General features: G+C 73.6%; 18 protein-coding genes. 8 read left to right on the top strand and 10 right to left on the bottom strand.

Annotated features, from left to right (window positions below):
* Positions 1-282: 282 nt before the first annotated feature.
* On the bottom strand, positions 283-1,776 hold the full coding sequence (locus PYR72_RS09365; protein ID WP_275454869.1) for an ABC transporter substrate-binding protein: 1,494 nt from the start codon (positions 1,774-1,776) through the stop codon (positions 283-285).
* A gap of 69 nt (positions 1,777-1,845) precedes the next feature.
* Entirely contained in the window at positions 1,846-2,400 is a 555-nt protein-coding gene (locus PYR72_RS09370; RefSeq protein WP_275454870.1) for a GNAT family N-acetyltransferase, read from the bottom strand.
* 213 nt (positions 2,401-2,613) lie between these two features.
* Between PYR72_RS09370 and PYR72_RS09375 the strand changes: the two genes are divergently transcribed.
* The 4 genes from PYR72_RS09375 to PYR72_RS09390 all read left to right on the top strand — a co-directional run bounded on the left by PYR72_RS09375 (position 2,614) and on the right by PYR72_RS09390 (position 4,841).
* Positions 2,614-3,636, top strand: a complete 1,023-nt coding sequence (locus PYR72_RS09375) for a Ppx/GppA family phosphatase (protein WP_275454871.1) — start codon at positions 2,614-2,616, stop codon at positions 3,634-3,636.
* A gap of 23 nt (positions 3,637-3,659) precedes the next feature.
* A complete protein-coding gene (locus PYR72_RS09380; RefSeq protein WP_275454872.1) occupies positions 3,660-3,845 on the top strand; it encodes a hypothetical protein in 186 nt (61 codons plus the stop codon).
* A 209-nt stretch (positions 3,846-4,054) separates the two neighbouring features.
* Positions 4,055-4,534, top strand: coding sequence for an STAS domain-containing protein (locus PYR72_RS09385; protein ID WP_275454873.1), 480 nt, complete (start codon positions 4,055-4,057; stop codon positions 4,532-4,534).
* 115 nt (positions 4,535-4,649) lie between these two features.
* Positions 4,650-4,841: a hypothetical protein gene (locus PYR72_RS09390; RefSeq protein ID WP_059078424.1), complete on the top strand. Its 192-nt coding sequence runs from the start codon at positions 4,650-4,652 to the stop codon at positions 4,839-4,841.
* Between the two features lie 198 nt (positions 4,842-5,039).
* Here the strand turns inward: PYR72_RS09390 and PYR72_RS09395 are convergent, their stop codons facing one another.
* Positions 5,040-5,474, bottom strand: coding sequence for a protease inhibitor (locus PYR72_RS09395; RefSeq protein WP_275454874.1), 435 nt, complete (start codon positions 5,472-5,474; stop codon positions 5,040-5,042).
* Between the two features lie 530 nt (positions 5,475-6,004).
* Between PYR72_RS09395 and PYR72_RS09400 the strand changes: the two genes are divergently transcribed.
* Positions 6,005-7,174 carry a lactate 2-monooxygenase gene (locus PYR72_RS09400; RefSeq protein ID WP_275454875.1) on the top strand — a complete coding sequence of 390 codons (1,170 nt, stop codon included), beginning with the start codon at positions 6,005-6,007 and terminating at the stop codon, positions 7,172-7,174.
* Between the two features lie 91 nt (positions 7,175-7,265).
* On the opposite strand, the gene PYR72_RS09405 is transcribed toward PYR72_RS09400, so the two are convergent.
* From PYR72_RS09405 to PYR72_RS09420, 4 genes are all read right to left on the bottom strand, one after another.
* Complete coding sequence (locus tag PYR72_RS09405; protein WP_275454876.1) at positions 7,266-9,116, bottom strand: ricin-type beta-trefoil lectin domain protein; 1,851 nt, start codon at positions 9,114-9,116, stop codon at positions 7,266-7,268.
* Positions 9,117-9,675: 559 nt separating this feature from the next.
* Positions 9,676-10,053 (bottom strand): hypothetical protein, encoded by a 378-nt coding sequence (locus PYR72_RS09410; protein ID WP_059078428.1) that lies wholly within the window; start codon positions 10,051-10,053, stop codon positions 9,676-9,678.
* A gap of 3 nt (positions 10,054-10,056) precedes the next feature.
* The gene (locus PYR72_RS09415; protein WP_037726766.1) at positions 10,057-10,302 is read right to left on the bottom strand and encodes a hypothetical protein; all 246 of its coding nucleotides are present in this window, start codon (positions 10,300-10,302) and stop codon (positions 10,057-10,059) included.
* A 168-nt stretch (positions 10,303-10,470) separates the two neighbouring features.
* Positions 10,471-12,714 carry a glycoside hydrolase family 9 protein gene (locus tag PYR72_RS09420; RefSeq protein WP_275454877.1) on the bottom strand — a complete coding sequence of 748 codons (2,244 nt, stop codon included), beginning with the start codon at positions 12,712-12,714 and terminating at the stop codon, positions 10,471-10,473.
* Positions 12,715-13,870: 1,156 nt separating this feature from the next.
* On the opposite strand from PYR72_RS09420, the gene PYR72_RS09425 reads away from it, so the two are divergent.
* Both PYR72_RS09425 and PYR72_RS09430 read left to right on the top strand, forming a co-directional pair.
* Positions 13,871-16,285: a SpoIIE family protein phosphatase gene (locus PYR72_RS09425; RefSeq protein ID WP_275454878.1), complete on the top strand. Its 2,415-nt coding sequence runs from the start codon at positions 13,871-13,873 to the stop codon at positions 16,283-16,285.
* Positions 16,286-16,404: 119 nt separating this feature from the next.
* The gene (locus tag PYR72_RS09430) at positions 16,405-17,664 is read left to right on the top strand and encodes an SLC13 family permease (protein WP_275454879.1); all 1,260 of its coding nucleotides are present in this window, start codon (positions 16,405-16,407) and stop codon (positions 17,662-17,664) included.
* Between the two features lie 25 nt (positions 17,665-17,689).
* Here PYR72_RS09430 and PYR72_RS09435 read toward each other — a convergent pair whose 3' ends face one another.
* Positions 17,690-18,619: a helix-turn-helix domain-containing protein gene (locus PYR72_RS09435; RefSeq protein ID WP_275454880.1), complete on the bottom strand. Its 930-nt coding sequence runs from the start codon at positions 18,617-18,619 to the stop codon at positions 17,690-17,692.
* 63 nt (positions 18,620-18,682) lie between these two features.
* Between PYR72_RS09435 and PYR72_RS09440 the strand changes: the two genes are divergently transcribed.
* Positions 18,683-19,477, top strand: coding sequence for a phytanoyl-CoA dioxygenase family protein (locus tag PYR72_RS09440; RefSeq protein ID WP_275454881.1), 795 nt, complete (start codon positions 18,683-18,685; stop codon positions 19,475-19,477).
* A 19-nt stretch (positions 19,478-19,496) separates the two neighbouring features.
* Here PYR72_RS09440 and PYR72_RS09445 read toward each other — a convergent pair whose 3' ends face one another.
* Together PYR72_RS09445 and PYR72_RS09450 are read right to left on the bottom strand one after the other, a co-directional pair.
* The gene (locus tag PYR72_RS09445) at positions 19,497-20,162 is read right to left on the bottom strand and encodes a response regulator transcription factor (RefSeq protein WP_275454882.1); all 666 of its coding nucleotides are present in this window, start codon (positions 20,160-20,162) and stop codon (positions 19,497-19,499) included.
* Positions 20,159-21,364, bottom strand: coding sequence for a sensor histidine kinase (locus PYR72_RS09450; RefSeq protein ID WP_275454883.1), 1,206 nt, complete (start codon positions 21,362-21,364; stop codon positions 20,159-20,161). Before PYR72_RS09450 ends, PYR72_RS09445 begins: the two co-directional genes overlap by 4 nt.
* Positions 21,365-21,419 lie beyond the last annotated feature (55 nt).

Here is a 21,419-nt window from a genome sequence, read left to right on the forward strand (position 1 = left end):
CGAGGGCCTGGACGACGGCGGGGGTGACCTCCGCGCCGGAGATCCACGAGCGGCCCGCGTCCCCGCGCGCCAGCCCGCCGCACCACTGCGCCAGCAGGCGCAACGGGCCGGCGTCGAGGCCGATCTCCTCGCGTACGGCGGCCAGCACCTCCGGGGTCGGGTCGCGTTCGGCCGAGCGCGCCTTGAGGACGGTGAGCGCGGGGTCCGTGCGCGACAGCCACGGCAGCAGACCGATGCCGCACAGCAGCGTGGCGGCGAGCAGGGCCCGCCAGAGTGTCCGTCTCAGCGCCGGGTCCCCGTTCCGACCAGGGTGCGCTCGTACGGGTCGAGGATCACGCCCCGCACCGAGGTGCCGACGCCGGTGATGATCTTCTGGTGGACGAGCGGGACGGTGGCGTCCGTGGCGAGGATCGCGGCCTCGGCGTTCATCGCCGCCTGCTGCCGCTTGGCGGTGTCGGACTCCTTCGCGGCGGCGGCGACGGCCCGGTCGACCTTCTTGTCGCAGAGCTGGGCGAGGTTGTAGCTGCCGTCGCAGGTGAAGTCGCTGGTGAGGATGGAGACGGGGTCGCCGGTGTCCAGGAGGGAGTTGCGGGCGCCGACGAGGGCGTCGAACTTGCCCGCGAGGGCGTCGCCCTCCAGCCGGGAGTACTCGCGGACCTCCAGCTTCACCTCGAACCCGGCCTTCTTGAGCTGCTGTTGCAGCACCTGGGCGACCTCGGGCAGTTCGGGCCGGTTGTCGTAGGTGGCGATGGTGATCGCGGTGCCGTCGGCGTCGGTGGCCTTCGCGCGTCCGGCGGGTTCGACACGCTTGTCGGCGGCCCAGGCCACGGCGGGACCGAAGATGCCTGCTCCGGCGTCGGCGTAGCCCTCGTAGACGTCCTCGGCGAGGACGGAGCCGTCGACGGCCTCGCGGGCGGCGGCCCGGAGCTTCGGGTCCTTGAAGGCGCCGGACACGGTGTTGAGGAGGAGGCTGGTGGTGCGGGTGGTGGCCGTCTCGCGCCCGGTTCCCTTGTCCAGGGTGGACGCCTGGGCCACGGGGACGGACTCGGCCACGTCGACCTGGTCGGTGCGCAGGGCGTTGGTGCGGGCCGAGCCGTCGGCTATGAAGCGGGCGTCGATGCCGCTCGCCTGGGCGCGGCCGCCCCAGTAGGCGTCGTAGCGGTCCAGGGTGGCGGCGGTGGTGCCGGTGACCTCGGTCAGTTCGAAGGGGCCGGTGGCCGTGCCGACGGGGTTCACGCGCTTGGCGCCATAGGCCTTGGCGGACAGGATCACGAGGCCGGGGCTGGAGAGCCTGAGCGGCAGGGCGGGGTCCGGGCTTTCGGTGGTGACGCGCACCTGGCGGTCGCCGTTCGCCTTCGCGGTGAGGGTGATGCCGGAGAGGGCGGCGGTGACCGGCTCCGCCTCGGTGGCGTGGACGAGCGCGGCGGCGACGGCGGCCGGGGTGACCCGGGTGCCGTCCTGGAAGGTGGCCTCCCGCAGGGTGAAGAGCCAGTTCCGGTCGTTCTCCCTGGTCCAGGACTCGGCGAGCGCGGGGGCGGGGGCGCCGTTGGCGTCCAGCCCGGTGAGTCCCTCGGTGACGCCGAGCCGGCTGAGGAGGGTGGCGTCGGCGCCGTAGGGGGAGAAGTTCTCGGCGGGCGGGAAGGCCAGGGCCACCCGCAGCCGGGAGCCGCCGTCGGAGGAGTCCTCGGAGGTGTCACCGCCCGAGGCGAAGCAGCCGGTCAGCACGGGGGCGAGGAGCAGGCCGGCGACGACGCGACGGCGACGGGGAGTGCGCATGGTCCTTGGTTCTCTGTGAGGGCCGAGGGGTGGCGGTGGTGCGCGACGCAGCCTACATGAGAATGATTTTCATCCCGCGACAGGGGGACCGGCGGGCACGGGTACCGGGATCTCGAAGTGCACGACCCGCTCCCCCGTCACCTCGCGCTCGTCGCACACCACCACGCCCTGCGAGCGCCAGAAGGCCTCGGCGCCGGGCACCTGGGGGTCGGTGTGCAGATAGACCGAGCGGTAACCGCCGTCGGCCGCGGCGAAGTCGAGCAGCGCGGCGACCAGCCGCCGGGCCAGCCCGCGCCGCCGGTGCTCGGCCCGTACGTACACCCGGCGCAGTTGGGCGGTCTCGCCGGAGGGGTAACGCTCGGCGAGCCGGCGGGGGTTGGGCGGATGGGCGGGCCCCCGGGAGTCCAGCGCGCCGGTGGCGACGACGGTGCCGTCCCGCACGTCGACCGCCACCAGCAGCACATGCCGGTCGGGGGCGACGTACGCGCCGAGCGGATCGATGATGTCCGCGTGCCAGCGCGGCACATAGCCCGTACCGAAGTCGCGGTAGAGGGTGTCGAGCATCACCGCGCGGGCGCCGTCGAGTTCACCGGGTCCCGCCACCCTGATGTCATATTCATGCACCTGCACATCATATGCAAGAAGGCTGATCATTCCGATCCGGAGTGCGACCACGCACCCTCGGACATGCCTGGGCGGCGCCTGCGCGGCACCCCGCGCGGCCGGTCCTCCGCCGGGCGTGTGCGACGGCGCCCGGTCGGCCGGTATGCGACCGCGTGCCCCCGCCCGCCGAGCGGGACACGCGTGCGCAGGCCCCGTACGGGTACTCCGTGGGTCATGCGGATGAGCGTGGTGGATGTCGGATCGAACACCGTACGGCTGGTGGTGGCGGACGCCGAGGGGGGTGTGCCGCTGCCGGTGCACACCGCGAAGTGGCGCCTGCGGCTGTCGGAGCACGTGACGCCCGGGGGTGCCGTACCCGACGAGGCCGTAGGGCAGTTGTGCGAGGCGGTCGCGGCCGCGGCGCGCACGGCGGAGAGATGGGGGGCCTCGACACCGCTCGCCTTCGCGACCGCCGTGGTGCGCTCCGCGCCGAACTGCCAGGACGTGCTGCGGGCCGTGCGCGCGGCGACCGGCGTACCGATCTGCACCCTGCCCGGCGAGGTGGAGGCCGAGCTGACCTTCCTCGGGGCGCGGCGGTGGATGGGCTGGCGGTCGGGCCCGCTGGCGCTGATGGACATCGGCGGCGGCTCGCTGGAAGTGGCCTTCGGCCGGGGCCGGCTGCCGGACTTCGTGGCCTCGCTCCCCCTGGGCGCCAACCGGCTGACCCATGAGTTCTTCCTCGCACAGGACCCCCCGTCACCGGAGAGCGTCAAGGCGCTGCGCCGCAAGGTCCGCCATCAACTGCGCGACGTCTCCGCGCGCATCCGCTGGGAGGGGCCGCGCACCGCCGTGGCCACCTCGCGCACCTTCCAGCAGCTCTCCCGGCTGTGCGGCTCCGCGCCGGGCCGCCACGGACCCTTCGTGGAGCGCGAGTTGCGGTGCGCGGACCTGGAGGTGGCCATCGCACGCCTCTCACGTCTCCCGGCGGCCGAGCGGTCCGCGCTCCCGGGCATCTCCGCGCCCCGGGCGAGGCAGAGCCTGGCCGGCGCGCTGGTCGGGCACACCGCGATGAAGCTCATCGGTCTGAAGTCCGTGACGATCTGCCCCTGGGCGATCCGCGAGGGCGTGCTCCTGCGGCACATCGAGGACGGCCCGGCGTGGTGGTCGGAGGTGACGCGGGACGTCGAGGACACCGGACCTGCCGCGCCGGGCAGAGCGGGCGCGGTCCCCCTGCGCATCGCCGTACCGGCCCGATGACTCCCCACCGAAAGGCACACCCCATGACCCGCCACGACGAACGGAACGCCGGCGAGACGCCCGACACCGCCCTGGACGAGGTCCTGCACGAGGCGGAGGAGGCCGCGACCCGGGTCACCGACCCCGAGGAGCGGCGCCGCCGCCGGGGCGAGGCGGGCGACGCGATCACACCCGCCGAGCAGGCGCAGGAGGAGTCCCACCACGACTGACCCGCCGGCCGCCGACGGGCCGGCGGGCCCGCGGGCCCGCGGGCGATCCTCCCTGGATCAGCGGCCCCCGACCATGTCAATGCACGGCAAGGTAATTCACCTTTTCGAGTGCCGTAGTTCTTGCGTGCGGCGCCGAAGGGATGACCGGCCCCACCTCGGGGTAGCAAACGGAATCCGACGCGCCCTCCCCGTGACGAGGTGGAGCCGCCATGACTCCGGATGCCCATGACCGTGCCGCTCCTCGGCCCGGGGACGCGACCGCCGGGTCCGGGCCCCGGCCCGGCCCCCTCCCCGGTCGGGCGGCGCCCTCCACCCCTCCTCCCGCGAACCGGTACGCGCACACCCGCCGGACCGGCCCGTACACCGTCGTCGTGGTCACGGGCGAGATCGACGTGGCGTCGGCGGACCTGCTGGCGGAGCACCTGACGGCGGCGGTCGGCGGGCCCGGCGCACCGGACGTGCTCGTCGACCTGCGCGAGGTCGCCTTCCTCGACTGCTCGGGACTGCGCGTGCTGTGCCGGGCCGAGGCCACCGCCAGGGCGGGCGGCGGGCGGCTCCGGCTCGTCTGCGACCAGCCCCGGATGCACCGGCTGCTGCGCGCCGCCCGGCTGCTGGGCCGCTTCCCGCCGCTCGCGGACCTTCCGTCCGTTCCCCCCGGGGCGCCGCCGCGAGGGCCAAGTCTCAAGTAGCAGTTCAATGAAACGATTGAAGGACGGAAGCGGGCGCTCGCACCGCGCCGGGACATACCGGCGCGGAATCCGAACGGCCCGGAAACCGAGCGAGAGGGAAGTGGGGACAGGCGAAGTGAAGTTTCTTCTCGAAGTCGACCTGGACGGTACGGACTGGGACGAGGGCACCACCGTCCAGGAACTGGAGCGCATCCTGCGCTACTGGGGCGGCAACCTGCGCCACTGCGAGATAGGACCGGGGGACGGCCAGCCCCTGTACGACTCCGGGCACCAGGAGGTCGGACGCTGGAGCATCACTCCCGGGTGACCGGCCGTCAGCTCCCCGGCGGATGATGCCGGGGGCCGGCCGCGGCCCCACTCCGCTTCGGCCGGCCCCCGGGCGGGATCACGTGGCACACCGCGACAGGGCTCGCGCTCCCCAGCCACGGGCCCTCGCTCATCACTCGCGGAACCACACGACCCCGGTCTGTCGGCCGCGCGAGGCGGCCTCGTTCGTGCGGGACGCTCAGAAGGCGTACAGGACGCTCGCCGCGGCGTCCTTCAGGCAGGAGTTGGCGAAGACGCGCTCGTACGCGACGCGCTTGCCCTGCCAGACGCCGTCCACGGTGACGACCACCGGGTCGTACCGCTTGTTGCACATCGCTCCGGCGTTGCCCGCGAGGGCCTCGAAGTCACCGCCGCTGCGGCGGAGTTCGGCGCAGGCGTCGACGGGCGCGGGGTGTGTGCCGGAGGGCTTGGGCGCGCAGGTCAGGGTGACCGCGCGCTCAGGTGTGACGGTCGCCGCGGCCTCGCCGTGACCCGTGGTCAGCACCAGGGCCGAGGGGGCGTAGAGCCCGGCCGCGGCGGGCTCGGGGGCGGCGAGCGCGGAGCCCGTGAGGGGACCGCAGACGGCGGTGGCCGTCAGGGTGAGAGTCGCTGCCCAACGCGCGGTCTTCCGCATGATGTGCATCCTTCCGCTCTGCAGGATTTCCCGGGCGGCCCCGCCACATCGGTCGTGTGGACGGAGCCGGCCCGGCGGGTGCCGGATCGGCGAGCGCGAGTCTGCCGGGTCCAGGGCGGGAACACACATCGACCCCATGCGTTTCAGTAACTTTGAGTATTGAATCAGTGGCGCGAAGTTACGGAACCCGACCACGGGAACCCCGATTCTGAGCGGCTCCCGATCGCCCCATGATCATGAATGGCCGGATCTGCACGGCTGCGCAATAGGCCTGAAACATTCCGCTTCCCCTCGCGACAACCGCCCGAACGGCCCCCGTACGGACCTCCTACGGCCCTCGCACGGCCCTCGCACGGCCCCTCGGGTGGTGGACGATTCACCCGTTCCCGGCCTCGGGGAACAGGCGGACCTGTCGGTCGTGCGCACGCGAACCGCCCCGGAGCGTGCGCGATGCTGGACGGCTCCCCCACGGCTCGTCAGGATCGTCGGCGACGCGGGGTGTTCTCGACGGTGAGGGGCAGGGCGGACGGATGGCGAAGCACTGGGCGGACTTCCAGTACGAGATCTACCTGGGCGGGATGGGCGGTTCCGTGCCACGGCTGCCCGCCGACGCGCACCGGCTGGAGGCACTGGCCGAGCACCGGCTCGGCGCGGGACCGGTCGGCTACGTGGCCGGCAGCGCGGGCGACGGCAGCACGGCCCGCGCCAACCGGGCGGCGCTGGAGCGGCGGCGGATCGTGCCCCGGCTGCTGCGGGACGTGAGCGAACGCGATCTGTCCGTCGAGGTGCTGGGCCGCGCGCTGCCCGCGCCGCTGGCCCTGGCCCCGGTCGGCGTGCTGTCGATCGTGCACCCGGAGGCGGAGACGGCGGCCGCGCGGGCCGCCGCCGCGCAGGGTGTGCCGTACATCCTGTCTTCGGCGTCCAGCACGCCCCTGGAGCGGGTGGCGGAGGTGATGGGCGACGCGGAGCGCTGGTTCCAGCTGTACTGGGCGAAGGACCGCGAGGTCACCCGGAGCTTCCTGGACCGGGCGAGGGCCTCGGGGTACTCCGTGCTCGTGGTCACCCTGGACACCCCGCTGCTCGGCTGGCGGCCGCGTGATCTGGAGCGGGCGTACCTGCCGTTCCTGCACGGGGTCGGCACCGCCAACTACTTCTCCGACCCGGCGTTCCTGGCGGGTCTCGCCAAACCGGTCCACGAGGACCCGAACGCGGCGGTGCTGCACTTCGCCGGCATGTTCGGGGACCCCGGCAAGACATGGCCCGACCTGGCGTTCCTGCGCGAGCACTGGGACGGGCCGATCGTGCTGAAGGGCGTGCTGCACCCCGACGACGCCCGGCTCGCCGCGGACGCCGGGATGGACGGGGTCGTCGTGTCCAACCACGGGGGCCGGCAGGTGGCGGGCGGGATCGGGGCTGCGGACGCGCTGCCGGGTGTGGCCCGGGCGGTCGGCGACCGCCTGACCGTCCTCTTCGACAGCGGTGTCCGCAGCGGTGACGACGTCTTCAAGGCGCTGGCCCTCGGGGCGCGGGCCGTGCTCCTCGGGCGCCCCTACGTCTACGGTCTCGCCCTCGACGGACAGCCCGGGGTGGAGCACGTCGTCCGGTGCCTGCTCGCCGAGTTCGACCTCACCCTCGCTCTGTCCGGGCACCGCACGCCGGCCTCGGTCGGCCCGGAGAGCCTCGCCGACGGGGACGCCTGACCCGGCGCGGACTGCGGCCCCGGCGCGGACGCCCGACCCGGCAGGCTCCGCGCGCGGTCCTCGCGCCCCCGCGCCCGAGGACCGCCCCTGCTCACAACCCGAGCCCGCTGAGGAGGTGCGGAATGTCGACGGCCGTCAGAGGACGCACCGCGCCGGTGCCGGGGTCGGGCTCCGTGCCGGGCCGGGTCTCCGTCGTGGGGCCGTCGGCCACCGACCTGATCGAGCCGTTCTGTTCGGCCTCGGCCCCGGGCGGCGCGCTCGGCTCCGGGGAGCCGGAGTCGCCCGGCCCCGGCTCCGGGGAGGTGTCGGCCTCCGGCCGGCGGGTGACCGGCTCGGTCTCGGGCGTGGGCGCCTCGGAGCCGGAGACGGACAGGGAGTCGGGGCTGGCGGTCACCCCGTCGGTGAGCCAGTGCTGCCGACCGGAGTGGTCCCGCACCTTGATGACGATGTCGGCCTTGGGCTCGCTGCCGATCGGGGCGACGGCCAGCCCCTCGCCCCAGCGGGGCAGCAACTCGCCCTGCACGGTGAAGTCGTAGCGCACGTCGTCACCGCGCGCGGAGTCCTCGTCGGCGCACTTGCCGAGGACGACGACGCCGGCGTCGACCTGGGAGTCCAGGCACAGCTCGGGGTTGGCGACACTGCGCAGCAGACCGTCCTCCTCGTAGGACCACTTCTGGGTCCAGCCCGTGTCGCACTCCGCGAGTTCGGCGGCGGCGCCCTTCTCCGCCTTGCCGCCCTTGACGTCGAGGCACAGATCGGCGGCCTGGTTGCGCAGCCGCGTCTGCACGGGCCCCGTGGGCCGTCCGTCCGATGCGGGCGGGGTCGGCGAACCGGTGTCGGTGGTGGTCTCGTTGCCGGTGTCGGGCGCCGTGGCGACACCCCCGGTGGCACTGGTGGAGGCGGCGGGATCGGCCGCGCCGCCGTCGTCCGAGAGGAACGCGGCGCCCAGGACGGCCGCCAGCAGCGCGCCCGAGGAGACGCCGACCGTGAGCAGGGCCCGCGGGCTGCGCGCGCCGGAGGTGATCTTGCGGCGCTGCGCGGGGATCTGGGAGAGCAGGCGGTGCCGGCCGCCGCTCCCGGGACGCCGCGAAGCCCCCTTCTGCGGCATGCGGCCGGGGCGGGAGTCGAGGTAGCGCCGGGCTCCCCAGCCGAGTACGGCCTCGGCGATCACCCCGCCCAGTCCGCTCTCGAAATGGCTGAGTTGCTCGGCGGCGTATCGGCAGTAACGGCACTCCAGCAGATGCTGCTGGACATCCGGCAGCAGGGCGCCGCCCCGGCGAATGGGCACGTCCAGCAGCCGGTTGTAGAAGCGGCAGTCCTTGGACGGCGCGAGTTCCCGGTGGGCGCGGACACAGCCCTCGCGGAATTTGTCGCGCGCCTGTTCCAGCGTGGCCACCGCGTTGTCGGCGTCGAGCCCCAGCAGACCAGTGGGTATGGTTATCGTTTCGGATTCTACTTCGGTGTGCCACAGCAGGCACTGCGCGACCGCCGGGAGAGCCTGGAAAGAACGCTGGACGAGCTTGCGGTTTTCGGGGGTCATGGACTTCGCCGCCCGCATACCGCGCCCGCCCGCGGGCTTGCGCAGGTCGGACAGGACCTGGGAGACACCCTCTTCCGCGGACCACTCCTTGACGGTGTCGCGCGCGGCCACCAGCAGTCGCGGCCGCAGCGCGACGCCCGACTCGCCCCGCATCAGCCCGTCGAGCACCCGGTGGAAGGCGGTGGCCGTCACCATCGAGGCGACCTCGGACTGGGTGGCGAGACAGATCGCCGCGTAGTCGTACGTGGGCTGCCAGTGCCGTGCCATCAGCAGGGCGACGGGGTCGCCGGTGCCGCCGTCCGGCCAGCCCCTCAGCCGGGAAGCGAGAGTCTCGTCGGACTCCCCGGGCACCGGGCCGGGAGCGGGCGCATATGCGGGGCGGGGCGGGTGGGGGGTGTGCACAGAGCGGGTTTCCTTCCAAGGCACAAGATGGCACACGGAGTTGTGGCCGCCGAAAAGGGCCCTGGATTGGTGCGTACCTTTTTGGCGGGCGCCGGGAAAGCGGCCGGGGACCGGGCCGCGCAACAGCCGTCCGCCGCGGGCCTTTTGGGCCCTTCGGCGACCGGAAAGGCCAAATAGCCTTTCCAGCCGGGCCATTGCCCATGCGCAGGAAGTTCACCCTTGCACAAGTTACTCATGGCTAACAAGGAGCTTGAGCAACATCTGCATCACTAAAAGCAGGTCAGATGACCGGTACGGTTGCTTCCGCTTCGCAGAACGAAGCCTTCCGGTTTCCTGAAAATTCAAGGACCCGGGCACCCCGTGTGAACCGTGCGCACGCCCCGGCGGCACGCGCACGCTCCCGCGGGGCCGGGGTGCGCTGTTGAATCGAGGCGGCCACCTCGGAAGGCCCCGCGCGGAACGGCGGCTCTCCCGCGCGAAACGGCCGCCGGCCCTGCTCCTCCCGCCCTCGGCCGGCGGCCCCGGAGGCGGCGTCCCCCGGGCGGTCGGCCCGGCGCGCTCAGATCTGCCAGGACCGCAGCCGGTCCGCCGCCCCGTAGACGTCCGTCGCGCCGGAGAGCAGATCGCGCGCGAGGTCCACCAGGGTCCCGTACGGCGGGTCGATGCCGGCGCCGCTGACGAACATGTACGCCACGGCCGTCGCGCAGGCGAAGCGGGCGTTGGCGGCCGGCAGGGGCTTGAGCACGGCGAGCGTGTGCAGCAGCGCGGCGGCCCGCCAGGCGGGGTCGGAGTCGACACCCAGCCGGGGCGGATCGACGCGGTGCCGGGCCACGGCGGCGACGAGCGCGGAGAAGTCGCTGATGCTGGGCTGCTCGGGCATGACCTCTTCGTGCCGCTGGAGCAGCCAGGGCACGTCGATGTGGATGACGGAGGCCATCGGTCAGACGGCCCGCCCTCGCATCGGTGCGGCGGGTTCGTCGTCCGGGAAGGCGGCCGCGAACTCGTCCGCGTGGTCGGTGAAGAACTGGCGGAAGGTCTCCGCACCCTCCTTGAGCGCCCGGTGCCGCACGATGTCGGCCGCTGCCGCCGCCCGCACGAGCGCCTTCATCGACGTACCGCGTTCCTTGGCGATCTGCCGCAGGTCCTCAAGCTCGCGGTCGCTGAACTCCACATTCAGAGCTGGCATGCGCCCACGGTACCGCGAGGGTACTTGACCGTAAATAGTCGCAGGTCACCGGGCATGACCTGCGGTACCGACACCGTTGCGGCCGACGCCCCGGAAGGGCGCCGGCCGCACGGTGACCACCCGGTCGGCCGGCCACCCGGCCGACCGGACGCGTCAGGTCCGGTCGGCTCAGGTCTGGTCGGCGACGAACGACGCCATACGGGCCAGCGCCGCGTTCCAGTTGATCGTGTGTTCGTTGGTGGACCAGGACTGGATGTCGTCGATGTAGCAGAACTGACCGACACAGCCCTGGAGTTTGCTCTGTGCGTAGGGGTCCTGGATGCCCGAGTTCGGGCCGCCCGCGAGGGTGCCGACCGGCGGACCGGGCTGGTTCGGGTCGAGCTGACGGGCGTACCAGCGGCTGTGCTGGTTGTGGGCGGCGACCTCGCCGTAGCCGGTGACGTAGGAGATGTTCAGGGCGTTGCGGCCGAAGAGGTAGTCCATGCTCTGCAGCGCGCCCTCGCGATACTTCGACGCCCCGGTGATGTCGTACGCCGTGGCGACGACCACCGCGTTGTTGAGGATCTGGTGGTTGGAACCCCAGTCGTAGACGCTGCCGTCGGGCGCGTACGGCATGCCGTACGGCTGGGCCTTCAGGGCGGCCAGGTAGCGGTCGGCGCCCTCGACGACGGACTTGCGGACCTTGTCACGGCCGGGCAGCTTGTTCGGCACCGTCGCGAGGTCGAGGCGTCCGGCGGCGGCCGTGCGGGCCCAGTCGAAGCCGATGGGTCCGAAGATGTCGGCGGTGTGCACCGGCGAGGCGAGGACGTACTCCCGGAACGGCTTCTCACCGGTGGTCAGGTACAGCTGGGAGGCGGCCCAGTAGAACTCGTCGGTGACGTTGTTGTCGGCGTAGGTGCCGCCGCCGACGCCGTCGCTCTCGGAGGCGTACATCGCGGGGTGCTCGACGGCGGCCGCCCAGGCGGTGCGGGCCGCGGCGAGGGCCTTGGCGGCGAAGGCACGGTCGTAGGGGCGGTAGAGGCGGGCCGCCTGGGCGGCGGTGGCCGCCAGGTTCAGGGTCGCCGCGGTGCTCGGCGGGTGCAGTTCGCGCTTCTGCGGGTCGGCGGCGGGCATCAGGGGCAGACCGGTCCACTGCTCGTCGTGGATCTTGTGGTGGGCCATGCCGGCGAGCGGCCGGCCCTTCGGCACCTGCATCTTGAGCAGGAAGTCCAGCTCCCAGCGGACCTCGTCCAGCAGGTCGGGCACCTTGTTGCCGCTCTCGGGGATGTCCAGCGAGCCGTCGCCGAGCCTGCCGGCCCTGCCGGTACGGGCGTGGAGCGCGCGCTCGTAGGTGCTCAGCACCTCCCAGGTGGAGATGCCGCCGTTGACGACGTACTTGCCGTGGTCGCCGGCGTCGTACCAGCCGCCGGTGACATCGAGCCGGTAGTCGCAGACGCCGGGCTGGCAGGGCACGTCGCCGTCGCCCTGGTTGGGCGCGACGTCGACGTGGCCCGCCGCGCGGCCGTAGCCGGGGCGCAGTGCGTCGCTGATCGGGGTACCGCTGCGCTGGGTGTAGTAGTACTTCAGCGAGTCGAGGCGGAGGCGCTCGTAGGCGCGCGGGTCGATGTCGAAGGGGCGGCTGGTCTCGCCGTCGACGACCAGCGTGAAGCCGGTGCCGCGCTTGCGGTACGCGCCGAAGTCGATCGAGTGGACCTTCTGCCCGGAGGAGGCGTCGAGTCCGCGGGGTGTGGTCCGCCCGTGGTCGACGACGGCGCCCGACGCGTTCTTCAGCTTCCAGGGCAGCTTCGCCGACGTGTCGGTGACCAGGGTGGCGTTCTTCGGCCCGGCGGGCAGATAGGCGACCTGGTTGACGCGGACCCGGGGCCCGGTGTCGGGCTCGTACACCTCCGGCGGCACGCCGCCGAGCAGCGACACGTCGTCCATGCAGAAGGTGAATGGGTTCGCGTTGCCGCCGACCTGGAAGCCGACCTGGGCCTGTGCGGTGTCGACGGGTGAGGTGAAGGTGTAGGTGTACGAGTCGCCCGAGACGTTCAGCTGGGGGCTCACCTCGAAGTAGGTGTCGTACGGGTCCACCGACAGGCCGACGATCGCCCGCAGGACGTTGCCCTGGGGTGAGCCGGACGCGGAGAAACGGAACCGGTACGACTCGCCCTTGACGAGGGTGATGTCGTTCTGGCCGACGGCCGCGTCCCAGCGGTTGGCGGTGCCGCCGGGGATGTCGGCGCACAGCCGTCCGTCGGTGAGGCCGGCGGTGACGTTGCCGGTCGTCCACCAGGGGGCGGTGGTGGTGTCGAAGGTGCCGTTCTTGACCTGCTCGACCTCCTCGGCCTGGGCCGAGCCGCCGGGCAGCGCGGTGAGCGCGGCCGCGAGGAGGGCCGTGAGGGCGAGAAGGCTGGTTCTGCGGCGTTTCACGTCTGGGCTCCTCGGGGGGAGGGGGGGCGCACAGCGGTGACGGACGAACGGTGGCGCAGAGGGACGACTTGAGAGTGGGAGCGCTCCCAATTGCGGACCTTGGCCATGCTGTTAGAGACATGACAGCCCGTCAACGGTCCGGACGGGACCGATTTCGAACCCACCCCGGTCCGGCCGCCGCGCGGGCGCCGGACTCGGCCGCCCCCTCCACGGCGAACGAGAAGGCCGCGACGCGGCCGACGGCAGCCAGGGGGTACCCCCGCCGGACACGGGGAGTCGGGCGCCCGTCGCCCGGAGGCGGGACCTTCCCGACGACGGGGAACCGCCCCCGGGGCGAGCCGGTCGCACCGCCGCCGGGGGCGCCCGACCGCGCGACCGCCCACGACAAGGGGCGGCCGACAGCCGCAGCAACCGAGAAACCGCCGCCTGGGCACAGCCGGAACAACAGCCAGGAAACCGCTCGCCCCGCCGCACACGGCGCCCGACCGCGCAACCACCCACGACAAGAGACGGCCGGCAGCCGCAGAACCGAGAAACCGCCGAACCTGGGCGCAGCCGGAACACAACCGCCCAGGAAACCACTCGCGCCGCCGCACACGGCGCCCGACCGCGCAACCACCCACGACGAGGGGCGCCGATTTGCCGCGGCAGTCGAGAAGTCCGGCGCGGGCAACCGCCGGGCGAGGGCACGGCCGGGACCACCGCCGCACGGGAGCCCGTCGCGAGGTCCGCCCCCGGCCCGGCGGGCCCGACACGCCGATTTGCCGCGGCAGTCGAGAAGTCCGGCCCGGGCAGCCGACGGGCGGGGGCACGGCCGGGACCACCACCTCACGGGAGCCCGTCGCGAGGTCCGCCCCCCGGCAGCCCGGCCGCCTCGCGCCCCGGTGCGACGGCCGACCCCCGGCCCGGCGGGACCGGCGCGCGGGCACCTGCCTGCGGGGCACGCGCGGGGCGCCGTACGCATCCGGGCGGCCCGTGGTCCGGCATCGCCACCACCGTGCGTGCCTCACGGCGCCCGAGAACCCCGGCCCCCTCGGCGAACACCGGTACGGGAGACCGCACAAGGATGCGGTTTCCCATCCGCTTTCCCCGCGGAGCACATAGGCTGGATTTCACCCGTAAGCCCGTTCGGTCCGGCGGAATGGAACTCGCGACGATGAGGAGCCGCAAGGTAACGCACGGTGACGCCCCTGCGTATGCCCTGGACGGTGCCGCCACGGCGCGGGCGGCCATGGACGGCGAGGGCACGATCGTCGAGTGGAACGAGGGCGCGAGACGCCTCCTCGGCTGGCCCGCGGCGGACGTCGTGGGGCGCCCCGCCGAGGAGCTGCTGGCTTCGGGCGACCCCTTCCTCCCACCCCCGCCGGGCAGTCGCAGCTGGAGCGGAACGCTCACCCTGCGTCACCGTGACGGCCGTACGGTGACCGCGTGGCTGCTCGCCCACCAGCAGCGCCCGACGGACGGCGACGGTGACGGCAACTGGCTGGTTCTCTGCCCGTTGGACGATCCCGGCCCGCTGGGGCGGGACGACCCGCTCGCGGCGGCCGTCATGTTCCAGTCGCCGTGCGCCATGGCCGTCTTCGACGACCGGCTCCGGCTGCGCGGCATCAACGACGTGATGGCCGACGCCGTGGGCATGCCCGAGGACAACCTCCGGGGCCTGCACATGTCCGAGATCATCGGCGGCCGGCAGGGCGAGAAGCTGGAGGAGCACCTGCGCGAGGTGCTCGCGCTCGGCCGCCGCAAGGACGTGCAGACGTTCCTGCGGGCCGCCGACGAGCAGCGCGCCCACGCCTGGTCGGCCGCCATCGCACCGCTCATGGACGAGTCCGGCGCGCCGATCGGGGTCTGTGTCACCGGGCACGACATCACCGAGCAGTACCTGGCGCGGCAGCGGCTGCAGCTGGTGAACGAGGCGAGCATCCGCATCGGCACCACCCTCGACGTGACGCGCACCGCCCAGGAGCTGGCGGACGTGTGCGTCCCCGTCCTCGCCGACTTCGTCAGCGTCGACCTCATGCAGTCCCTCGACCACGGCGACGAACCGCACGAGGGCCCGCTCTCCGCCCCCTTCACGCTCCGCCGCGCCGCCCACCAGTCGGTCACCCCCGGCTGCCCCGAGGCGGTGGTCGAGGTGGGACGCACGGACGTCTACCCCGCCACCTCCCCCCAGGCGGCCTCCCTGTCCGTCGGCCACACGATCGTGGCGGCGGATCCGACGAACACCCTGTCGGACTGGCTCGCCTGGGACCCGCTGCGCAGCGCGCGGGTCAAGGAACTGGGCGTCCACACCACCATGTCGGTGCCCATCCGGGCCCGCGGCACGACCCTGGGCGTCGCCGTCCTGACCCGCTTCAAGCGGCTGGACCCGTACACCGCCGACGACGAACTGCTCGCCGAGGAGGTGACGGCCCGGGCCGCCGTCTGCATCGACAACGCCCGCCGCTACTCCCGGGAACGCGAGACCGCCCTCGCCCTCCAGCGCAGCCTCCTCCCGCAGACCCTGCCCCGGATGCCCGCCCTGGAGGCGGCGTCCCGGTATCTCCCGGCCGCGCAGGCGGGGGTCGGCGGCGACTGGTTCGACGTGATCCCCCTGTCCGGGATGCGGGTCGCCATGGTCGTCGGTGACGTCGTCGGGCACGGGGTGCAGGCCTCCGCCACCATGGGCCGGCTGCGCACCGCCGTCCGGACCCTCGCCGACGTCGACCTCGCCCCCGACGAACTGCTCACCCACCTCGACGACCTCGTCGTACGGCTCTCCGCGGAGGCCGGCAGCGAGGGGGTGACCGGTGAGGTGGGCGCCACCTGTCTGTACGCCGTCTACGACCCGGTGACCCGTCGCTGCACCTTCGCCCGCGCCGGGCACCCGCCGCCCGTCGTGCTGGACCCGGACGGCCGGCCGATGGAGGTGGAAGTGCCGTCGGGACAGCCCCTGGGCCTCGGCGGACTGCCTTTCGAGTCCGCCGAACTCGAACTGCCCGAGGGCACCGTCATCGCCCTCTACACCGACGGTCTGATCGAGACCCGCGACCGGGACATCGACGCCGGTCAGGAGCTGCTGGCCGAGGCCCTCTCCGGCCGTACGGGGTCGCTGGACGACATCTGCCAGGGCGTGGTGCACTCCCTGCTGCCCGCGAACGGCGCCCCCGACGACGTGGCCCTGCTGCTGGCCCGTACGCGCGGACTGCAGGCGGCCCAGGTCGCGACCTGGTCGATACCCGCCGACCCCGCGTTCGTCGCCCGCACCCGCCAGTACGTGCTGACGCAGATGGCGCTGTGGGGCATCAGCGAGTCGGCGTTCACGGCGGAGCTGGTGGTGAGCGAGCTGGTCACCAACGCCATCCGGCACGGCGTCCCGCCGATCCAGCTGCGCCTGATCCACGACGACACCACCCTGATCTGCGAGGTGTCGGACGGCAGCGGCACCGCCCCGCACCTGCGCCGCGCCAAGACGTTCGACGAGGGCGGACGCGGCCTGCTGCTGGTGGCCCAGCTGACCCAGCGCTGGGGCAGCCGGCACACCGAGGACGGCAAGACGATCTGGGCGGAGCTGACCCTGTCCGAGGAGTGAGGCGGGCGCACCGCACCACGTGAGAAGGACCTCACCGCAGGTCGGCGGCCTCTTTCGCCGGGTCGCGCGGATGTAGGGTTCTCAGGTCTGAGCGCCGCTTACCGCCCGAAAGCCCTGCCGTGAACACCGCCCTCGCCGAGGTTCTGTCCGTCGTCCTGCTCGTCGTCGTCCTCGGCTGCGCGGTCGCCCGCCCGTTCGGGCTGCCGGAGGCCGTGGTCGCCGTCCCGGCCGCGGGCATCGCCGTCGCCACGGGCGCCGTCTCCCTGGACCACGCCCGCGCCGAGGCCGAACTGCTGGGGCCGGTGCTCGGCTTCCTGGCCGCCGTGCTCGTGCTGGCCAAGCTCTGCGACGACGAGGGGCTCTTCCAGGCGTGCGGGGCGTGGATGGCGCGGGCCTCGGCGGGCAGTCCCCGGCGGCTGCTGGGCTCGACGTTCGTGCTGGCCTCCGGCATCACGGCGGTGCTCAGCCTGGACGCCACGGTCGTCCTGCTGACCCCGGTGGTGTTCGCGACGGTCGCCCGGCTCGGCGCCCGCCCCAAGCCGCATGTGTACGCCACCGCGCACCTGTCGAACACGGCCTCGCTGCTGCTGCCCGTCTCCAACCTCACCAACCTGCTGGCGTTCACGGCGAGCGGGCTCACCTTCACCCGGTTCGCGCTGCTGATGGCGGCGCCGTGGGCGGTGGCCGTGGCCGCCGAGTACGTGATCTTCCGGCGGTTCTTCGCGAGCGACCTGGACGCCGTGGCGCCCGCGCCTCAGAAGCCGGTCGAGGCGCCCGAGCTGCCGATGTTCGCGCTGGTCACGGTCCTGTGCACGCTCGCCGGTTTCGTCCTGACGTCCGTGCTCGGCATCGAGCCCGTCTGGGCGGCGCTGGCCGGGGCCGTGGTGCTGGCGGTCCGCGCGCTCGTGCGCCGGACCACCGGCCCGGTCGCGCTGCTGCGGTCGGTCTCGCTGCCCTTCCTGGCGTTCGTGCTGGCGCTCGGCATCGTGGTGCGCGCCGTGGTCGACAACGGCCTCGCCGACGCGCTGGGCCGCGTGATGCCGTCCGGCACCGGTCTGCTCGCCCTGCTCGGTGTGGCCGCCCTCGCCGCCGTGCTGTCCAACATCATCAACAACCTGCCGGCGGTCCTGGTCCTGGTCCCCCTCGCCGCCCCGCTCGGCACGGGCGCCGTCCTCGCCGTGCTGCTCGGTGTCAACATCGGCCCGAACCTCACCTACGCCGGTTCCCTGGCCACCCTGCTCTGGCGCCGCATCGTCCACCAGCACGAGGACGACGTGGACCTCGGCGAGTTCACCCGCCTCGGCCTGCTGACCGTCCCGGCGGCGCTGCTCTCCTCGGTGGTGGCGCTGTGGCTGTCACTGCTGGTCTTCGGGGGCTGAGCACGCGGACCGAGGGGGCGGGCCCTCAGCCGTCGTCGTCGCGCAGACCTTGCCGGTACTCCCCCGGCGGCACCCCGTAGCGCTCCCGGAACGCCCTGCTGAAGTGGGACGGACTGCCGAACCCGGAGGCCCCGGCCACCCTCTCCACGGGCAGTTCGGTGGCCTCCAGCAGCCGGGCGGCGTGCCGGAGGCGGGCGTGGTGCAGGACCCGCATCGGGGAGTGCCCGAGCTGCTCGGTGAAGAGGTGCGCGAACCGGGACGGGGAGAGGGCGACGGACTCGGCCAGGGACCGGACGGTGTGCGGGGCTCCCGGGTCGGCGGCGATCAGGTCCTCCGCCCGGCGGATCCTCCGGTCCACGCCCGAGGGGCGCGGCTCGGACCGGGCGGCGGTCAGCAGTACCGCCTCCTCCAGGGAGCACAGGGCGAGTTCCCGGGCCGCCGTGCCGTGGGCGACGGCCACCTCGGTGGAGGCGTCGCCCGGCGAGGTGCCCCCGGCGGCGGGCGGCGCGCCCTCGCCGGTCCAGCGGGCGTCGGCGAGCATCCGCCGGAAGGCCGCGTCGGCCCGTACGCGGATGCCGTCGGGGGCCGTCGGGAGGGCGTACAGCCGGTCCCCGGTCTCGTACGGGCGCAGCCAGGCCGTCCAGGACGCCCGCGGCTGGCAGTGCGCCCACCAGAACGCCCAGTGTCCGGCGCCGGGCGCGACCGCGTAGTGCTGGGGCACTCCGGGGCCGAGGACCACCAGGTCGCCGGGGGTCGCCCGGGTCCGTGCCGCGCCCTGCCGCAGCAGTCCCGCGCCGCCCCTGGTCCAGGTGAACAACCAGCTGTCCGCGCCGCGCGGCCGGTTCACCGCGTAGGGCGGCACCTGGTCGAAGCGGCCGACGATCATCTGGCCCGGGGGCGGGGAGGGATCGGCGGGCACAGCAGTCACGGGCAGGTCGTCAGCATGCACAGGCATCCTCCCCGGGGGTGCTCGAACCTAGCGTGGAGCACGATCGGGACGCAGGGAAGGGACACGCGGATGGCAGTCACGGGCAGGACGGAGTTCGAGGAGAACGGCTTTCTGGTGGCGCGGGGACTGTTCTCGCCCGCCGAGATCGAGGAGGTGTGCGACCGGTTCGAGGCCCTGCGGGCGGGCGGGCCGATCCCGGGGCACTTCCGGCCCCGGACGCCCGCGGCGGACCGGCCGGCCGACCCGCTGGACTCGCACCCCCGGGTGATGCACCCGCACCGCATCGACGAGCTGTCGCTGCGGGTGCTGCTGGACGCACGGTTGCGGGTGATCCTCGAAGGGCTGCTGGGTGAGGAGGTCCTGGCCGCGCAGAGCATGTTCTACTTCAAGCCGCCGGGGGCCCGGGGGCAGGCGCTGCACCAGGACAACTTCTATCTGCGGGTCGAGCCGGGGACCTGTGTGGCGGCCTGGATCGCCTGCGACGTGATCGACCGCGCCAACGGCGGTCTGGAGTTCGTGCCGGGCACGCACCGCATGGACCTGTTCTGTCCGGAGGAGGCGGACGCGGAGGTCTCCTTCGTCCGGGAGTACGTGCCGCCGCCGCCCGGCCTGGCCGCCGTACCCGTCGACATGGCCCCGGGCGACGTCCTGTTCTTCAACGGCAGCCTCGTGCACGGCTCCCAGCCCAACCGCACCACCGACCGCTTCCGGCGCTCCTTCATCGGCCATTACGTGGGCCGCTCCACCGAACGCATCGGCCGGTACTACGACGTGCTGACGATGAGCGGGGCTCCGGTGCCCCTGCCGGAGAGCGAGGGAGCGGGCCCGTGCGGGACGGAGTTCGAGGCGGCGGGCGCCCACTGAACCGGGGCCCCGCACCGGCTCAGCCCAGTTCGAGCAGTCCCCGCCGGACCGCCTCCGACACCGTGCTCGCCCGGTTCTCGGTGCCGAGCTTGCGGTAGACGCGGACCAGATGGGTCTTGATCGTGGCCTCGGTGAGGTGGAGGGCGGCGGCGATGGCCCGGTTGCTGCGGCCCAGCGCCAGCAGCCGTACGACCTCGATCTCCCGCTCGCTCAGGGTGGCCCCGGGATCGGCCAGGTGACCGGCGAGGTGGCCCGCGGCCTCGGGGGCGAGTCCCATGCCGCCGGCCGCGGCGGCGCGCACCGCCCGGAAGAGTTCCTCGGGCGGGCCGGCCTTGAGGATGTAGCCGCGGGCGCCGGCCTCCATCGCGCGGAGGACATCGCCCTGGGTGCCGGCGCCGGTGAGGACGACGACCCGGCTGCTGGGGGCCTCGGCGGTGATCCGCCGGGTCGCGTCCAGGCCGCCGAGCCGGGGGCCGGGGGCCGTGTCGTCGGTCAGGCGCAGGTCCATCAGCACCACGTCGGGGCGGAGCCGCGCGGCGAGCCGTACGGCCTCCTCGCCGTCCCCGGTCTCGCCGACGACGTCGAAGCCGGGCTCACCGGTCAGGAGGGCGCGCAGGCCGGCCCGTACGACCCGGTGGTCGTCGACGATCAGGACGCGCAGCGGGGTGTCGTCGGGGGCGGTCACCGCTCGCCCGCCGGACCCGCGAGGGCGAGGGCGCCCACGGGGAGGCTGGCGCGGGCCAGGGTGCCGCGGCCGGGTGCGCTGCGGACGGTGAGCGAGCCGCCGAGGGCGCCGAGGCGTGCGCGGCCGGCGGGCAGGCCGAGACCCCGGTCGCGCCGTCCCCCGCCGGCCTCCCGCGGGTCGAAGCCCACGCCGTCGTCGCGGACCTCGACGGTGACGGCCGTGTCGTCGCGGTGGTCGAGGGTGACCCAGACGTGCCGGGCGCGGGCGTGTTCGCAGGCGTTCGCCAGCAGGCCCTGGGCGACGCGGAGCAGGGCGGCGGCCCGGTCGCGCGGCAGGTCGCCCGGCTCGCCAGCGGTGCGGAACAGCACCCGCGAGGGTGTGGCCGTGGTGCGGGCGCACAGGGTGCGCAGCGCGGTGGACAGGTCGTCGTGCTCCAGGGCGGGCGGGGTGAGGTCGTCGATGATGGTGCGGGTCTCGGCGAGGTTGGCGCCGAGGGCGTCGGCGACCGTACGGACCTGGGTCCTGGCGAGGTCGGGGCGGCGGTCCCAGTCGCGGTCGGCCGCCTGGAGGAGCATGCGGCTGCCCGCGAGTTCCTGGGCGAGTGTGTCGTGCAGGTCCCGGGCGATCCGCGCGCGCTCGGCGAGCCGGCCGGCCTCGCGCTGTCCCCGCGCCAACTCGGCCCGGGTGCTCCGCAGTTCGCCGAGCAGGCGCTGCTGGGCGCGGTAGAGGGCGACCGTGACCCAGAGCGCGACCGCCGGCGGCAGGAACAGTTCGGGATGGGGGCTGCCGGAGGCGTGGGCGACCAGCACGACGAGCAGCGCGGTGATCCCGGCGACGGCGACGACCCCCGCACGGCCCGTGAACACGCGCAGGGCGAGGATCGCCAGCGGCAGTGCCAGCCAGATGTAGGCGGAGGCGACCTGCGGGGGCGTCCCCCAGGAGATCCAGCACCACAGCGTGAGCAGCGAGCCGAGCCACAGCGGCCGCCCCCGTCGTCCCAGCCGGTCCCAGAGGGCGAGCCCGGTCACGTAGCCGACCGCCAGCACCGTGATGAGCGGGACCAGTTCCCAGCAGGTGGCTGCGTTCAGGTCGACGAGGCTGACCACACCGCCGATGACGACCGTGAGGAACAGCAGGTCCGGCAGCCGACTCGGCGACAGCGGAACCCGGCGTACGAAGGCGGGGACGGCGATGGCGGGCACGGCGGCGATTCCCTCTGCGACGGTCCGGACGGGGCACGGGGCCCGCCGAGTGTAG

Source organism: Streptomyces sp. VNUA24 (genome assembly GCF_029167005.1).
GTDB lineage: Bacteria > Actinomycetota > Actinomycetes > Streptomycetales > Streptomycetaceae > Streptomyces > Streptomyces scabiei.

Coding starts and splice junctions, on each gene's coding strand:
- PYR72_RS09435 (WP_275454880.1), bottom strand. CDS start 18,619: ATGCCTGTGCATGCTGACGACCTGCCCGTGACTGCTGTGCCCGCCGAT.
- PYR72_RS09380 (WP_275454872.1), top strand. CDS start 3,660: ATGACCCGCCACGACGAACGGAACGCCGGCGAGACGCCCGACACCGCC.
- PYR72_RS09440 (WP_275454881.1), top strand. CDS start 18,683: ATGGCAGTCACGGGCAGGACGGAGTTCGAGGAGAACGGCTTTCTGGTG.
- PYR72_RS09385 (WP_275454873.1), top strand. CDS start 4,055: ATGACTCCGGATGCCCATGACCGTGCCGCTCCTCGGCCCGGGGACGCG.
- PYR72_RS09410 (WP_059078428.1), bottom strand. CDS start 10,053: ATGGCCTCCGTCATCCACATCGACGTGCCCTGGCTGCTCCAGCGGCAC.
- PYR72_RS09375 (WP_275454871.1), top strand. CDS start 2,614: ATGCGGATGAGCGTGGTGGATGTCGGATCGAACACCGTACGGCTGGTG.
- PYR72_RS09425 (WP_275454878.1), top strand. CDS start 13,871: ATGAGGAGCCGCAAGGTAACGCACGGTGACGCCCCTGCGTATGCCCTG.
- PYR72_RS09400 (WP_275454875.1), top strand. CDS start 6,005: ATGGCGAAGCACTGGGCGGACTTCCAGTACGAGATCTACCTGGGCGGG.
- PYR72_RS09365 (WP_275454869.1), bottom strand. CDS start 1,776: ATGCGCACTCCCCGTCGCCGTCGCGTCGTCGCCGGCCTGCTCCTCGCC.
- PYR72_RS09415 (WP_037726766.1), bottom strand. CDS start 10,302: ATGCCAGCTCTGAATGTGGAGTTCAGCGACCGCGAGCTTGAGGACCTG.
- PYR72_RS09395 (WP_275454874.1), bottom strand. CDS start 5,474: ATGCGGAAGACCGCGCGTTGGGCAGCGACTCTCACCCTGACGGCCACC.